Origin of the sequence: Geomonas subterranea (genome assembly GCF_019063845.1) — a bacterium.
GTDB classification, from domain to species: domain Bacteria; phylum Desulfobacterota; class Desulfuromonadia; order Geobacterales; family Geobacteraceae; genus Geomonas; species Geomonas subterranea.
The window spans coordinates 3,600,100-3,614,335 of sequence record NZ_CP077683.1 but is presented as its reverse complement, the minus strand read 5'-3'; the positions used below and the strand labels follow the sequence as shown (position 1 = coordinate 3,614,335).

The window sequence follows — 14,236 nt, the reverse complement described above, 5'->3', positions numbered from 1 at the left end:
CCGGACGCGCTGGAAAGAGAGACTACGGGAGCATCATGGCAACGGACAAGATCATCGTTAAAGGTGCCTGCGAGCACAACCTGAAATGCATCGACGTCGAGATACCCAGGGACCAGCTGGTGGTGATCACCGGCATCTCCGGGTCGGGGAAATCGACCCTCGCCTTCGACACCATCTACGCCGAGGGGCAGCGCCGCTACGTCGAGTCGCTGTCGGCCTATGCGCGCCAGTTCCTTGAGCAGATGGAGAAGCCGGACGTGGAGTCCATCGAGGGGCTTTCCCCCGCCATCTCCATCGAGCAAAAGACTACCAGCAAGAACCCCCGCTCGACTGTGGGGACCGTCACAGAAATATACGATTACCTGCGCCTGCTCTTTGCCCGCATCGGCCAGCCGCATTGCTACAACTGCGGGCGCCTCATCTCCTCGCAGACCGTCTCCCAGATGGTGGACCAGATCGCCGGGCTCCCCCAGGGGGCGAAGCTCACCCTCCTCTCCCCCATCGTGCGCGGCCGGAAAGGGGAGTACAAAAAGGAACTGGCCCAGCTGAGAAAGGACGGCTTCGTCCGGGTGGTGATCGACGGCGAGACCCACGACCTGGGCGAGGAGATCACCCTCGACAAGAAGAAAAAGCACGACATCGACATCGTGGTGGATCGCCTGGTGGTGAAACCGGGCTTCGAGAAACGGCTCGCCGACTCGCTGGAAACGGCCCTCTCCCACGCCGAGGGGATCGTCAAGGTGGCGCTTTCCGGGGACGAGACCCGGGAGATCAAGGCCGAGACGCTCCTCTTCTCGGAATCGGCCGCCTGCATCGAATGCGGCATCTCCTATCCGGAGATGACCCCGCGCATGTTCTCGTTCAACAACCCCTACGGCGCCTGCCCGGACTGCACCGGCCTTGGCACCAGGATGTACCTCGACCCGGAACTGGTGGTGCCGGAACCGGAGCTGTCCCTGGCCGAGGGGGCCATCGCGCCGTGGCAGACCCGCTTCTCCGGCTGGTACCAGCTCACCCTGGAGGCGCTCGCCAAGGCGTACGGCTTCAGCATGACCACCCCTTTCAAGAGCCTCTCCAAGAAGGCCAAGGATGTGATCCTGCACGGCTCCGGCGGCGATGCCGTCGATTTCTGGTGGGTCGACGACGCTGGCAAGCGGCACACCTACCGCAAACCCTTCGAAGGGGTGTTGAACAACCTGGAGCGGCGCCACCGCGAGAGCGAATCGGAGACGGTGCGCGAGGAGCTGGAAAAGTACATGGACGTGATGCCCTGTCCCTCCTGCAACGGCGCGCGCCTCAAGAAGGAGGCGCTCTTCGTCCTGGTGGGGAACCAGAACATCCAGCAGGTGACCGCCCTCTCCATCAAGGACAGCCTCACCTTCTTCGAGTCGCTCGCCCTCACCGAAAAGGAAGAGGACATCGCGCGCAGGATCCTGAAGGAGATCCGGGAGCGTCTCAACTTCCTGGTCAACGTGGGGCTCGACTACCTCTCGCTGGACCGCTCCTCCGGGACGCTCTCCGGCGGCGAGGGACAGCGGATCAGGCTGGCGACGCAGATCGGCTCATCGCTGGTCGGCGTCCTCTACATCCTGGACGAGCCTTCCATCGGGCTGCACCAGCGCGACAACGGGCGGCTTTTGTCGACGCTGCGGCACCTGCGCGACATCGGCAACACGGTTCTGGTGGTCGAGCACGACGAGGAGACCATCACCGAGGCGGACTGGGTCATCGACATGGGACCGGGGGCCGGGGTGCACGGGGGCGAGGTCGTGGCCGAGGGGACCCCGGCGGCGATCATGGCGAACCCCCATTCGCTCACCGGGCGCTACCTCTCCGGTGCGCTCACCATTCCCGTCCCGAAGAAGCGCAGGAAGGGACACCGTTTCCTGAACATCGAAGGGGCGAGCGAAAACAACCTGAAGAACGTGACCGTGGACGTCCCGCTCGGCGTGATGACCTGCATCACCGGCGTCTCCGGCTCGGGAAAGTCCACGCTCATCATCGACACCCTCTACAAGACGCTGAACCAGCGGCTCTACAAGAGCCGCGAGAAGGCGGGGGCGGTGCGGGCGATCCACGGCATTGAGGTGCTGGACAAGGTCATCAACATCGACCAGTCCCCCATCGGGCGCACCCCGCGCTCCAACCCCGCAACCTACACGGGGCTCTTCACCGAGATCAGGGAGATCTTCGCGCAGCTCCCCGAGTCCAAGATGCGGGGGTACAAGCCCGGTCGCTACTCCTTCAACGTCAAGGGGGGGCGCTGCGAGGCCTGCTCAGGGGACGGCATCATCAAGATCGAGATGCACTTTCTCCCCGACGTCTACGTCCAGTGCGAGGTCTGCAAGGGGGCGCGTTACAACAGGGAAACCCTGGAGGTCAAGTTCAAGGGGCGCTCGATCGCCGAGGTTCTGGACATGACCGTGTCGCAGGCCCTGGTCTTTCTGGAGCACATCCCGCGCACCAGGGCAAAGCTGCAGACCCTGGAGGAGGTGGGGTTGGGGTACATCAAGCTGGGGCAATCGGCCACCACGCTCTCCGGGGGGGAGGCGCAGCGCGTGAAACTCGCCAAGGAGCTCTCCAAGCGCGCGACCGGACGTACCATCTACATCCTCGACGAACCGACCACCGGCCTGCACTTCGCGGACATCGCGAAGCTATTGGAAGTGTTGCACAAGCTGGTGGACGCGGGGAACACCATCGTGGTGATCGAGCACAACCTCGACGTCATCAAGACCGCGGACTGGATCATCGACCTCGGGCCGGAGGGTGGGGACCGCGGCGGAGAGATCATCGCGGTGGGGACGCCGGAGCAGGTGGGACGGGTGGATCGCTCGTACACGGGGCAGTACCTGAAGAAAATGCTGTTGTAGCGCGGAGGCGTGGGCCATGGTCAAGAAATCCGGGTGCGAGCACGAAGGCAAAGGGGAGGAGGGATGTGCGGCATGCCGCCGCGAGGAGATATTTCCCTACTGGTGTGAATCCTGCGCCCGGCCGGTGCCGGAGAAACGCTGCCCTTACTGCGGGTTGAAGGCGCAGAAAAAGAAGGACTGAGGAGCGGGACTTGGCGCGGAACTGCGTTATAATCTGCTCACTGTTTTTTCGGGGACCCACAGAAAGGATCGCCCCATGCGTTCAATATTCATAAAGAAAATGCTGCTGTTGCTACTGCTGTCGACGCAGCTTGGATGCTCCACCCTGCTCCCGCGGAGCAAGGCGGTCACCGAATCGCCATGGGAGCAGTATGAGGCGGCCAAGGCGTCCTACGACAGCATCACGGTGGGAAAGACCACGGTGGAGGACCTGCAGAAGATCGGGTTCGACATCAAGTCATCCCCCAACATCAAGATCCTCAACTACCTGGACATCGCGGCGATGCTGCAGGGGCTGCCGTCCAAGGACCTCGACCCGGGGCTGCAGGCCTGCCTGAGGGCGAGGTCCGACTGCCGGGCCTATGTCTTCGAGCCGAAGAGGAGCTACAGCAAGCGGGTCGGCAACTTCTGGCTCGACATCTTCAACTTCAAGCGCAAGACCCATGAGACGGGGTGGCGCTTCAAGGCCCTGGTGGTATTCGTGAACCACCACGTCGCCTACAAGCTCTCCAGCGGCGAGCCGAAGATCGACCAGATGACCGACCAGGTGAACCCGCTGGGACCGTTCCAGGCGCCGGCGGACATTTTCACCAAGGCTCTCTTCTAGTTCATGGGAGGGGCCGTCTTTACCAGCCTGCCGCGCGGTTGCGCGGCAGGCTCTTTTTTTGCCCGGCCGGCGGTGATGCCACGGGCGGCCCGTGTCACACCGCTTGGTTCCGGCTGCGATTGGTGCTATTGTGCGTGGGTGAAAACCATCCCGGAGAGGACCCATTATGCAAGATGCCCAGCACCCGTTCCATACCCTGACCCCGAACTTCATCATGGACGCCGTCGAGAGCCAGGGGTACCGCTGCGACTGCCGCACCTCCGCCCTGAACAGCTACGAGAACCGCGTCTACCAGGTGGGGATTGAGGAAGGGAAACCGCTGATCGCCAAGTTCTACCGTCCCGGGCGCTGGAGCGACGCGCAGATCGTCGAGGAGCACCGGTTCTGCCTGGAGCTGACCGAGCACGAGCTCTCCGTGGTGCCGCCCCTGGTGAACCCGTCCGGGGAGACCCTCTTCCACTACAACGGATTCCGTTTCGCGCTCTACCCGCGCCAGGGGGGGCACGCCCCGGAGTTCGACAACGACCAGAACCTGCTCATCCTGGGGCGGATGCTGGGGCGCATCCACAGTATCGGCGCGGTGCGGCCGTTTGAGCAGCGCCCGTCCCTGGACAGCCGCGATTTCGGCCATGACAGCGTCGCGCTCATCCGCGAGCGCTTCATCCCCGAGGAGTACAGGGAGAGCTACCAGGCGGTGACCGGCCAGCTCTTGCAGGTGGTCGACGAGATCTTCGCCTCGGTGCCGCAGATACGCTACATCCGCGCGCACGGGGACTGCCACGCCGGCAACATCCTCTGGCGCGACGACGCCCCGCACTTCGTGGACTTCGACGACGCCCGCATGGCCCCGGCTGTGCAGGACCTCTGGATGATGCTCTCCGGCGACCGACCGCGCCAGCTGGCCCAGCTTGCCCAGCTGATCAAGGGATACGAGGAGTTCTGCGACTTCAACCCGGCGGAGCTGCGTCTGGTCGAGGCGCTGCGTTCGCTGCGCATGTTGCATTACAGCGCCTGGCTCGCGCGCCGCTGGGACGACCCGGCCTTTCCCACCGCCTTCCCCTGGTTCAACACGGTCCGTTACTGGGGCGAGCACATCCTTCAGTTGCGCGAGCAGCTATCGGCGCTCGAAGAACCGCCGCTGGAGCTCCCGTAGCGAAGCTGCGACAAAGCAAGAAGAGGCGGCCGGGTGTCCCGGCCGCCTCTTCTCATCTCCAGGCTAGAAGACTCGGGGAGCCTCCCTAGCGCGCCTTCTTCTCCAACTCCTGGTCGAGCGTCTTCAACTGTTCGAGGCGCTGGTTGAGCTCGGTGATCTCCCGGCTCAACGCCTGGTTGCTCCCCCTGAGTACCCTGTTCTGGCGCCGCTGCTCCTCGAGGGAGTTGGCGAGATCGGCGACGGGTGCCGCCAGGGCGGTCCACTGGCTCCCCGGGTATTCCTTTTTCAACCTTTTCAGCAGCTGCTGCGCCTGCGCCGACCCCGGCTTCGACTTCAGCGTCAGGAGCGCCAGGCGAAACAGCGCCTCGTCGGTCACCCCGGCGACGGCCGGGGCGTTGCAAACGGCTTCCAGGGCGTGGGCCGCGCCGGGGCTGTCCCCCTCCTTCAGCATCGTTTCCGCCTGGGCCAGTTGTCGCGAACCGCTGTAGCGGTCCAGGAAGGTCCCCCCTCCGGGGCCCGTGGTCGCGCACCCTCCCCCGAGGAGCGCGGCCAGGGAGATGATGAAAACCCCGCTTCTCATGCCGTCACCTTGTCGGGGGTTCCGATGAGGTACTTGCTCCCCGGTTTCTCTTTGGCGCTGTCCTTGACCTTGGCGGCGGCCCTCGCGATGTCGACGGCCGAGGAGTACTGGTCCCTTCCGCAGATGATGACCGCAATGGAAATGGTTATCACCGGGAAGAAGCGCTGCACCCCGTAGCGGTCGCACCCTTCTATCCCCCCCCGCCCCAGGTCCTCAGGGGAGTAGTGGTTAAGTACCTCCGCGTTGAAGTCCCGGATCACCGCCTCGCACAGCGAGGAGATCCGGTCCACCGGGATCACCATCACGAAATCGTCGCCACCCACGTGCCCGACGAAGCCCTCGCTCCCGCCGTGCTCCTTCATGGCCGCCTGGATCAGGTCGCCGGTGAGCCGGAGCAGCTCGCTTCCCTTCGCATAGCCGTAGTGGTCGCCGTAGGGTTTGAAGTTGTCCAGGTCGGCGTAGCAGAAGGCGAAGGGCTCGCCACTTTGCAGACGCTCCTCCAGCACCCGCTCTATGGCGAAATTGCCGGGCAGGCGGGTGAGGGGGCTGGCATCCAGGCTCATCTGCTCCAGGACCTTCAGGCGCGCCGCCATCCTGGTGAAGTCCCGGGCGAGCTCGCTTATCTCGTCGCCGGAAGGGATTTTGGGGTTGTAGTCGAAGTCTCCGGCCGCGATGCGGTGCGTGGCGCTTTGCAGCTCGCGGATCGCCCCGAAGGTGCGGTAGGTGACGAAGGGGGCCACGCCTATGGCGAGCAGGAAACCGGTGCAGGAGATGGCGACGGTCCACCAGATGGTCTGCTTCTGCTGCTCGTCGGCGCGGGAGAGCACCAGCTTCAGCATGTCCTTGCGCTTGAGGTAGGAGGCGTCGACGGCGTTGAGCAGCTTGAGCGCGGACGACCGCATGGGCGCGGTGCTGCCGGTATGACCGGCGAAGAGGTCCTCCGCCGCCTTCTGGTAGGCCAGGTACAGACCGTTCAACTGCTTCAGGTCCGCCGTCGGCTTCCCCTTGCCGAGGAGGTCGAGGCTTGCCAGGGCCTCCGCCTGTCGCTGGTGAAACAGGTCGATGAAGGCGGGGTCCTTGAGGATGGCGTACTTTCCCGCGAAGCTCTCCTGGCTCAATAGCGAGGTGCGCAGTTCAATAAGCGCGCTGATGACGGGGAGTTCATTGCTGGCGATGCTTCGTGTGATGTTGGTGCTGCGGTAGATGTTGTAGGAGGAGAAGACGAGCGCGGCCGCGGTGAACAGGGCCATCGCGGCGTAACCGGCGCTTATCTTCTGTATCAGGGAGAGCCCCGACAGGCTGACCCTCGAAGACGTTTTTGTCTCGATGGTTTCAGGCATGAGGTAGATATTAGGGGACAGTGCCGACAAAGTCAACGCGGTTGGCGCTGGTTCATCATGACAGGCCGCATTGTGACATCACCCTCGTGGCAGCCTCCTGCAGGTTCTCCCCGTGGAGCAGCACGATGCTGTGCGCGTATCTGTGGTACAGCTCGAAGCGCTTCCGGTACAGTTCCTCCAGCCCTCCTTCGCCCATCCCGACGATGCCGCGCGGTGCCGCCCTCTTGATGCGGCCGTGCAGACTTTGTATCGGCACGTCGAGGAAAACGACGGTGGAAATGGCAGCGAGGCGGCGCATGGCGGCATCGGAGTAGACCACGCTGCCGCCGGTGGAGATGACCATGGGACCTTCGGACGGCAGAGCCAGTACGGTTTCCTCCTCGATCCGGGCGAACTCCTCCCCCCCCACCTGGTCCACCACCGCCTGAAGTTTTTTACCGAAGCGCTTTTCGATGCGGTGGTCGGTGTCGATGAAGCGCCACCCCAGGCGGGTCGCGATGATTCTTCCTATGGCGCTCTTGCCCGACCCGGGCATCCCTATCAGCGTCAACCTGTTCATATTCCTTCCTTTCACGGAATCCGTCGGCTTCGACTACAACATCTTATCAGCTCTCGCCGGATTTGCCGGGGCGAGAAAATAATAGCAAAGCCGTGGCAATGCTTGATTGATTGGATATATTTAATCCTCGGGAAAATCCCGAGCCGGTTCAGGATCTGGATGGAACATCGACACTCCCAATAACCCCACGCACCTGCCAGAAGGGCACCTCGTTCGGCGACGGGCTCCGGCACAGAAATGTCGGCCGATCCGTCCGGAGGACCACATGCAATGGCAACCACGGGACCGTAACAGTGGCAGCGACGTTCAACTCCACCATGGCCGGGGGAGGCCGCCGCCGGGGCGTCGTCCGCTGTGTTCACAAGGTGCTACCCCTCCGAGACAGTGCAGATATGCATTAAAGGAGATACCCCTATGAAAACATTACGGAAGGTCGTAGTCATGGCAGGATGCACCGCCCTGGCGTGGGCTGCAGGCTCCGGCGTCAGCCAGGCGGCAACGGCCCAGGCCAATACCACCGCCACGGTGGTCCTCCCCGTCACCATCACAAAGACCGTTGACCTCAACTTCGGCAGGTTCATGTCGGGTGCTTTAGGCGGGACCGTCGTGGTCAGCACCGGAGGCGCCCAGTCCGTCACCGGCGGGGTCACCACCACCACGGCGCTTGGCAGCACCGCGGCCGCGGCCGCGTTCACCATTTCCGGTGAACCCACCAGCACGTACGCGGTCACTTTCCCGGCACAGACCAACCTCACCGGGCCCGGGGCTCCCATGACCATCGGCACCTTCACCACCGCCAGCAGCGGCACCTTGAACACCTTCGGCGCCGCGTCTGAAATCCTCTCCGTCGGCGCCACCCTCACCGTCGGCGCCAGCCAGGCCTCCGGCACCTATAGCGGCACAATGGACGTAGCGGTCAACTACAACTAGTGTTGCAAGCCAGTCAGCGGCAAGGGGGGCGGAACTCTCCGCCCCCCTTGCCTGTGGCGCGCCGTTAAACGCAGCAGGGGAGGGTGTGATGAGCGCTAAGGGGATGCCTGCCAAGGCCGGCGCGATCTTCCTGGCGCTGCGGCTTTTGACCGCAGAGAGCGCAATCGCCGCGCCGACCTCCGTCACCAGGAACCAGGACTTCAACTTCGGCAAGGTCGCCGGCGGGGCGGGGCGCGCCGGCACGGTCACCATCACCTCCGCCGGGAGCAGGACCTATTCCGGGAGCGTCCTCCCGCTGGGAACCTCCTTCTCGCCCGCACGCTTCACCATCACGGGAACCGTCGGCAAAAGCTACACCATCACCCTGCCGGCCGAGTTCACCATCAACGCAGGAGGGGACCAGATGACGGTGACGGCGGTCACCCCTTCCATACCACTCACCGGGGTGATTCCTGCCGGGGGGACGGTCTCCTTCTCGGTGGGGGGGACCCTGAACGTGGGTGCAACGCAGCGCAACGCCCTTTACAGCAGCAACATGAACGTTACGGTGAAATGAGGAGGGGACGTGAAGCTACTGCTGATCAAGTCGATGGTTTTGCTGTTAACCGCCGCGCAAGTCATCCTGGGCACGCCCACCGTGACGGTCATCGCGGCCGATCTCATGGTGTACCCGACCCGGGTCGTCCTGACCGACAGGCAGCGGACCGCGCAGGTCGACATCATCAACTCCGGAGCCGCCCAAGCCACCTACAAGATCACCATGGTGAGGAGACGGATGACGGAGACGGGGGACTTCCGGGAGGTGACCACGCCTGAAAAGGATGAGAAGTTCGCTGACGAGGTGGTCAAGTTCTCCCCGCGCCAGGTGACCCTGCTGCCGGGAGGCGGTCAGACCATACGCATCATGTTCAAAATCCCCCCCCAGCTAGGGCCGGGAGAGTACCGCTCCCACATGCTGTTCACGCGCGCCGCCCCTGCCATCGCCAGCCTCCCGGAGCAAGAGGACGAAGAACCGGGCGTCATCAAGATGAACATCGTCGCCAACGTCGGGATCTCCATTCCGGTCATCGCCCGCCACGGTGAGCTGGAAGCGGGTGCGACCATAGACCCCGCATCGGTCGAGCTACGGCAGCAGGGGGGAAAACAGCAGGTGCTCGCCTTCACCATGCTCCGGAACGGCACCAGGTCGGTGTACGGCGACGTGGCAGCCTACCGCGGCGAGGATAAGGTCGCCGAGGGGAAAGGCTTCGCCATCTACACCCCCAATACGGCGCGCAAGGTAGCCATAGTCGTGCAGGAGAACACGCGTCTCAGAAGCGGCGACACGGTACGCCTGGTCTTCACCGAGCGTGACGAAAAAAAGCCGTTGGCCGAGACCGCCGTCGTCCTTCCCTAGCCCATGGTGCCCCGCGCACGCGCCCATACCCGGCGGGTGTGTACCTGTGCGGCCCTCCTGCTGTTCGCCCACCTCCTTTTGCCATGCGCCCCGTGTCTTGCCGCCCCGGCCGAACCGGGACCGCCCGCCGTCCCCGACCAGGAGCTGGTGGTCGCGCTGGAACTGGACAAGGAAACGCTGGCCGACAGCTTCCTCCTCGTCGAAAGAAGCGGAGAGATCTACATCCCGGTCTGCTCCCTCGCCGATGCCCTCTCGCTGGCGATCAGCTGCGACAAGGACAGGGCCTTCGGCTTCGCGCTGAACCAGGCGCGACCCTTCGTCATCGACCTGGAGGAAGGCTACACCGTCCATGGCAGGGAATCATTCTCCATAAACGGCGAGGCTTTCGTGCAGAAGGGGGAGATCCTGGTGAACTCCGGCGCGCTGTCGAGGTGGCTGCCGGTGGATTTCCACCTGCGCCGGGAAACCTCGACGCTGGAGGTTAGGGCGCGCGAGCCGCTGCCGCTGCAGGCGGCCAGGAAGCGGCGCGCCTTCATGGCGCCGAAAACCTTGGACCAGAAGCGACTGTATCCGGATGCGACCCCCCCCAGGGGTGCGGCGGCTGTCCCGACGGCGGACCTCGCCGCGGAATTCTCCCGGTCATCGGACGGGTACAAGGGTAATGGCAGCCGGGTGCTGAACTCGATGAACCTCTCCGGCGACCTCCTCTACATGACGGGGGAGGCACATGTACTCGCGGAGAACGAGGATCTCAGGCGGCTGGACCTCACCCTGTCCAGGCGCAGCGCCGCCGGCTACCGGATGGGACCTTTGGGGTTCAATCAGGTGGCCCTGGGCTCGAACCAGGCGCCACACGTGGACGGGGTCGGGGCGTCTACCAAACCGATGTACGGCCTTTACCTCTCCAACCGCCCCCTGCTGGGCGGCGGGCAGTTCCTCACCCACGACATGCACGGCCAGCTCCCGCCCGGTTGGGACGCCGAGCTCTTTCACAACGGCACCCAGATCCGCTACCAGCCCCCCACCGCTGAAGGGATGTACCATTTCGTCAACCTCCGCGTCTATTACGGCGTCAACAGTTTCAAGGTGGTGCTGCATGGACCTTTTGGAGAAAGGCAGGAGTCGGAAGAGGTGTTCGTGTCCGATGCCACCACTCCGACCGGAGAGCTGCTGTACACCCTTTCAGCCGGTTGGCAGACGGGGCTGACGCGGCACGAGGTCCAGGATGGCGACGCAGAGTCCAACATCACCTTCACCTCGGACTTCGGCCTGACCAGGAACCTGACCGGCTCGTTACTGGTGGTAAGGCATACGGAGCGTCGGGGCTCGGCGCTGGAATACTTCGGCGCCGGGGTCCGCACGGCCTTGCGATCCACCCTGTTGTCCCTGGATGTGATCCAGATGCTGGCGCCGGGAAAGGACCTGGAGGGGCAGCTGGTCAGCGTCAAGTCATCCAGCCGCAACCTGTTCGGTTTGAACCTGGAACTGGGACAGCGCTTTTTCCACAACTATTACTCGCCGCAGTTCTACTACAGTGACCCCCCCCTGCGCACCCTGACGACGGTGAAGGGAAACTCGTCCTTCACCTTGCTGGACGAGATCCGGGTTCCGTACTCGGTCGAGATCGGCTTCGGCACCAGAAACTCGGGCCGGATCGAAACGACATCCCAGTGGCGCGTTTCGGGCGGTTGGAATGGTTGGAACACGACGCTGCAGGCTGACCTCTCCCGGCTGCAGGGAGAAACCTGCGCCACGAGCAAGGTCCAGGTCAGCACCAGGTTGAGCGACGTCAGCGTGAGGGGGGAGGCCGGGTTCGTTTTCGTGCCGGCCGCCAAGCCCTCCGGAGTCGACATCAGTGCGGATGTCGAGATCGCCCCGGGGCTGCAGCTGAATTCGGCGCTGTCCCATGTACCGGCGGACCGGTTGACCGGGCTGCGGCTCGGGGTTTCGAAGCGGATGGGGCAGGTGGGGTATTCGGTTGCCGCCCATGGCAGCACCGACGGCGCCTACGGTTTCGACTTCGGCGTGCGATCATCGGTCGCCGCTGCTCCGGCAGGACGGCTGCTGGCATCGGCCGAGCCGCTGGCGCCTTACGGGATGGTTGCCGTTTCCGCCACGGTCGCCGAGCCCGACGGCACGACGACGCCGTTGCCGCGGGTCGACTTCCTCCTGAACGGCAGCCGGGTCAGGGCCCTGCCCGACGGTTCCGGGGGGCAGGTGATCGCGTTCCTGCAGCCGGACATCCCCGTAGATGTAACGGTGGACCTGACGTCGATCGAGGATCCTTTTATGGTCCCTAGCCAGGAGGGGTGCCGCATCGTGCCCAGGGGCGGCGTGGTTGCCAGGTGCGATTTCACGATGACCACCGGCGGCGAAATCGACGGGACGGTGACGGTGCGCCTGGCGCGAGGAAGAGAGGTGCCCATCAAGGGGGTCAAGGTGGAACTGGCCGGGGAGGGGGAGCAACAGGGCAGGGCGCAGGCGACGACGCTGTCGGAGGAAAGCGGCTACTACCTTTTCAAGGCGGTTAGGCCCGGCAGGTACCTGGTGCGCATACCCGCCGACGAACTGCAACGGATGAAGGCGAGCACGTTGCCCGCGCGCGGCGCGACGGTGCCGCCGGGAGGGGACATGATTTCAGGGGTCGACTTCGTGCTGGCCCCGGCCGATACGGCGCCGGGGAGGGTGCTCGGGGGACCGGGGGCGATGCCGGACCAGGAGTAGGGGGCTCAGTTCCGGGGGGGGAGCAGGGTGGCTTCCAGCAGGTCGCGCAGCGCCTTGTCCGACCCGGATTCCCGGTTGACGATGGTTTTTCTCTCCCGGCGCGGGATCAGGATGGCGAGATGCTCGGCGGCCTCCGCGGTGCCCCCGGCTATGGAGGCCGAGAGCTGGCAAAGGATCTGGACCGGGAGCCCGTTCCTGAATCCCTGCACCAGCTTGGCGATCTCCTCGTGGCGCTGCTCATGGCTCCAGGTCTGGTAGACTTCGTCGCCGATGTTGTTCAACTTCCCTTGTATGCCGGCCAGCTTGTTCAGCATCTGCTTCTCCTGTAGCCCCCTTGGGGGGTGATCATTTCTTGTGTTCGTGGCTGAAGATGTGATCCCTGCAGTAGCCGTACTGCCCGTTGCATTTCGGGCAGTAGCGGAAGTCCATGTCGGGGTGGGTCTTCCCGGTGATGCCGCAGGTGGTGCACTTGTGTACCAGTTCCTTCTCGCGGAATTGAAGTCCGCCCACCTTCTTGGTGATCTGCCTCTTGCCGTGGCGCAGGTTGAGGTAGATGTCGTTGGCGAAAAAGATGAGGTAGTTGGCGATTGCCGCCATGACCATGATCCGGGAGGGCCAGCCGCCGACGATGACCTGATAGGCGTAGCCCAGCCAGGTCAAGAGCGCGAGCCATTTGATGCGCACCGGCAGCACGAAGAAAAGCAGGATCTGGAATTCGGGGAACAGGGTGGCGAAGGCGAGAAAGACCGAGCCGGCGAGGAACGCGTTGCTGACCGGATATTCCGGGATCAGGAACGAGGCGGCGAAGGTGATCAGGCAGCCGAGCACGAGGTAGGCGTTGTAGCGGAACGCTCCCCAGTGCTCCTCGAGCGTCGAGCCGAGCATGTAGAAAAAGTACCAGGCGATCAGGGTGAAGATGAGGCTGGACCGCGGTGGATCGAAGGGGATGGTGAAGACGCGCCACCACTCACCGGACAGGAACAGCCCGGCGGAGAAGTAGGTCGCCATCCGGTCCAGCTTCCCCGTCATGTACATCAGGTAGAAGAACGACTGGCCCGCGATGAGGTAGATGGTGAGGTTGGGGATGGCGTAGCGGCCGATCTTTCTATCCAGGCGGTCAATAAATTTCATGCTGTGGGGCCCGCTCCTTTTGATCCTTCGCGTTCGCGGCTGGGGTCGCCTGGTGCGGTATATCCTCGTCGGGATCGCCGATGACGGGCTGGGGAACCGATGCCGTCTGGACCAGTGGCGGCCCCTTGGGCGATTCCGCCTGCTTCGGGAACTTCTCGGCCATGAGCCTGGCGCATTCCTCGTTGGTGATGATCTTGAGGCGGGCCAACTCCTCGAGGTCGCGCGGCCGGGCGTACTCGACGGCGAATGCGAAATCTTCGCTGTCGAAGTCGCTCCCCGGCTTGTAGGTGCTGCGGACTATGGCCTGCATGGGGGTCGGGTTGTTGCCCAGGTACTGGCGCCATTCGTCGCGCTGCTGCGGCGTGATGCCGTTGTACCACACGTGGTGCGCCAGTTCGTGCAGCATCACCGAGCGCAACTGCACGTCGCTGTATTTCTGGAACAGGTTGCGATAGATGAGCTTGGTGTCCTGGCGGTAGGCGCCAAGGTGAAATTTTACTTCATCGGGCATCATCACCTCTTCAAACGAGGCGCCTGAAACCCGGACGGTGCTGCGGTCGGGGTCGTAGCGGTTGAAAAGGGAGCAAAGGAAAAGATCCTCGGTGGAGAGCTTCTTGACCTTCTCGCCGTGGCCCCAACTGATCGGAACATAGGTGGTGGCGCAACCGCTCAGGATGAGCGCCACGAGCACAAAAGACAGTTTTCGTAACAAGCCTTGCATTAC

The 14,236-nt window shown here is 63.8% G+C and carries 14 protein-coding genes; 8 read left to right on the top strand and 6 right to left on the bottom strand.

What is annotated here, in order from left to right:
* The first annotated feature begins 35 nt into the window (after positions 1 to 35).
* The 4 genes from uvrA (at position 36) to KP001_RS15685 (ending at position 4,852) form a co-directional block, all read left to right on the top strand.
* Positions 36 to 2,873 (top strand): excinuclease ABC subunit UvrA, encoded by a 2,838-nt coding sequence (gene uvrA / locus KP001_RS15700; RefSeq protein WP_217286529.1) that lies wholly within the window; start codon positions 36 to 38, stop codon positions 2,871 to 2,873.
* Between the two features lie 16 nt (positions 2,874 to 2,889).
* Entirely contained in the window at positions 2,890 to 3,054 is a 165-nt protein-coding gene (locus KP001_RS15695) for a hypothetical protein (protein WP_217286528.1), read from the top strand.
* A 75-nt stretch (positions 3,055 to 3,129) separates the two neighbouring features.
* The gene (locus tag KP001_RS15690) at positions 3,130 to 3,699 is read left to right on the top strand and encodes a hypothetical protein (RefSeq protein WP_217286527.1); all 570 of its coding nucleotides are present in this window, start codon (positions 3,130 to 3,132) and stop codon (positions 3,697 to 3,699) included.
* A gap of 166 nt (positions 3,700 to 3,865) precedes the next feature.
* Complete coding sequence (locus KP001_RS15685) at positions 3,866 to 4,852, top strand: serine/threonine protein kinase (protein WP_217286526.1); 987 nt, start codon at positions 3,866 to 3,868, stop codon at positions 4,850 to 4,852.
* Between the two features lie 85 nt (positions 4,853 to 4,937).
* Here the strand turns inward: KP001_RS15685 and KP001_RS15680 are convergent, their stop codons facing one another.
* Genes KP001_RS15680 through KP001_RS15670 form a run of 3 tightly spaced genes read right to left on the bottom strand, consistent with a single transcriptional unit; the run spans position 4,938 to position 7,331 of the window.
* Positions 4,938 to 5,432 carry a hypothetical protein gene (locus KP001_RS15680; RefSeq protein WP_217286525.1) on the bottom strand — a complete coding sequence of 165 codons (495 nt, stop codon included), beginning with the start codon at positions 5,430 to 5,432 and terminating at the stop codon, positions 4,938 to 4,940.
* Complete coding sequence (locus tag KP001_RS15675) at positions 5,429 to 6,772, bottom strand: HAMP domain-containing protein (protein WP_217286524.1); 1,344 nt, start codon at positions 6,770 to 6,772, stop codon at positions 5,429 to 5,431. The genes KP001_RS15680 and KP001_RS15675 overlap by 4 nt, the downstream gene beginning before the upstream one ends.
* A gap of 55 nt (positions 6,773 to 6,827) precedes the next feature.
* Complete coding sequence (locus KP001_RS15670; protein ID WP_217286523.1) at positions 6,828 to 7,331, bottom strand: shikimate kinase; 504 nt, start codon at positions 7,329 to 7,331, stop codon at positions 6,828 to 6,830.
* Between the two features lie 414 nt (positions 7,332 to 7,745).
* On the opposite strand from KP001_RS15670, the gene KP001_RS15665 reads away from it, so the two are divergent.
* From KP001_RS15665 to KP001_RS15650, 4 genes are all read left to right on the top strand, one after another.
* Positions 7,746 to 8,261, top strand: coding sequence for a DUF4402 domain-containing protein (locus tag KP001_RS15665; protein ID WP_217286522.1), 516 nt, complete (start codon positions 7,746 to 7,748; stop codon positions 8,259 to 8,261).
* An 88-nt stretch (positions 8,262 to 8,349) separates the two neighbouring features.
* Positions 8,350 to 8,817, top strand: a complete 468-nt coding sequence (locus KP001_RS15660; protein WP_217286521.1) for a DUF4402 domain-containing protein — start codon at positions 8,350 to 8,352, stop codon at positions 8,815 to 8,817.
* A gap of 9 nt (positions 8,818 to 8,826) precedes the next feature.
* The gene (locus tag KP001_RS15655) at positions 8,827 to 9,657 is read left to right on the top strand and encodes a fimbrial biogenesis chaperone (protein ID WP_217286520.1); all 831 of its coding nucleotides are present in this window, start codon (positions 8,827 to 8,829) and stop codon (positions 9,655 to 9,657) included.
* 6 nt (positions 9,658 to 9,663) lie between these two features.
* Positions 9,664 to 12,381: a carboxypeptidase-like regulatory domain-containing protein gene (locus KP001_RS15650; RefSeq protein WP_217286519.1), complete on the top strand. Its 2,718-nt coding sequence runs from the start codon at positions 9,664 to 9,666 to the stop codon at positions 12,379 to 12,381.
* 5 nt (positions 12,382 to 12,386) lie between these two features.
* On the opposite strand, the gene KP001_RS15645 is transcribed toward KP001_RS15650, so the two are convergent.
* The 3 genes from KP001_RS15645 to KP001_RS15635 are packed head-to-tail and all read right to left on the bottom strand — an operon-like array spanning position 12,387 to position 14,233.
* Positions 12,387 to 12,695, bottom strand: coding sequence for a hypothetical protein (locus tag KP001_RS15645; protein ID WP_217286518.1), 309 nt, complete (start codon positions 12,693 to 12,695; stop codon positions 12,387 to 12,389).
* A 31-nt stretch (positions 12,696 to 12,726) separates the two neighbouring features.
* Positions 12,727 to 13,512, bottom strand: a complete 786-nt coding sequence (locus KP001_RS15640) for a rhomboid family protein (protein ID WP_217286517.1) — start codon at positions 13,510 to 13,512, stop codon at positions 12,727 to 12,729.
* Positions 13,499 to 14,233 (bottom strand): hypothetical protein, encoded by a 735-nt coding sequence (locus tag KP001_RS15635; RefSeq protein WP_217286516.1) that lies wholly within the window; start codon positions 14,231 to 14,233, stop codon positions 13,499 to 13,501. The genes KP001_RS15640 and KP001_RS15635 overlap by 14 nt, the downstream gene beginning before the upstream one ends.
* Positions 14,234 to 14,236: the final 3 nt, after the last annotated feature.

Excerpts from the sequence above, each read along its gene's own strand:
- uvrA (WP_217286529.1), top strand. The coding sequence starts at position 36 with ATGGCAACGGACAAGATCATCGTTAAAGGTGCCTGCGAGCACAACCTG.
- KP001_RS15695 (WP_217286528.1), top strand. The coding sequence starts at position 2,890 with ATGGTCAAGAAATCCGGGTGCGAGCACGAAGGCAAAGGGGAGGAGGGA.
- KP001_RS15690 (WP_217286527.1), top strand. The coding sequence starts at position 3,130 with ATGCGTTCAATATTCATAAAGAAAATGCTGCTGTTGCTACTGCTGTCG.
- KP001_RS15685 (WP_217286526.1), top strand. The coding sequence starts at position 3,866 with ATGCAAGATGCCCAGCACCCGTTCCATACCCTGACCCCGAACTTCATC.
- KP001_RS15680 (WP_217286525.1), bottom strand. The coding sequence starts at position 5,432 with ATGAGAAGCGGGGTTTTCATCATCTCCCTGGCCGCGCTCCTCGGGGGA.
- KP001_RS15675 (WP_217286524.1), bottom strand. The coding sequence starts at position 6,772 with ATGCCTGAAACCATCGAGACAAAAACGTCTTCGAGGGTCAGCCTGTCG.
- KP001_RS15670 (WP_217286523.1), bottom strand. The coding sequence starts at position 7,331 with ATGAACAGGTTGACGCTGATAGGGATGCCCGGGTCGGGCAAGAGCGCC.
- KP001_RS15665 (WP_217286522.1), top strand. The coding sequence starts at position 7,746 with ATGAAAACATTACGGAAGGTCGTAGTCATGGCAGGATGCACCGCCCTG.
- KP001_RS15660 (WP_217286521.1), top strand. The coding sequence starts at position 8,350 with ATGAGCGCTAAGGGGATGCCTGCCAAGGCCGGCGCGATCTTCCTGGCG.
- KP001_RS15645 (WP_217286518.1), bottom strand. The coding sequence starts at position 12,695 with ATGCTGAACAAGCTGGCCGGCATACAAGGGAAGTTGAACAACATCGGC.
- KP001_RS15640 (WP_217286517.1), bottom strand. The coding sequence starts at position 13,512 with ATGAAATTTATTGACCGCCTGGATAGAAAGATCGGCCGCTACGCCATC.
- KP001_RS15635 (WP_217286516.1), bottom strand. The coding sequence starts at position 14,233 with ATGCAAGGCTTGTTACGAAAACTGTCTTTTGTGCTCGTGGCGCTCATC.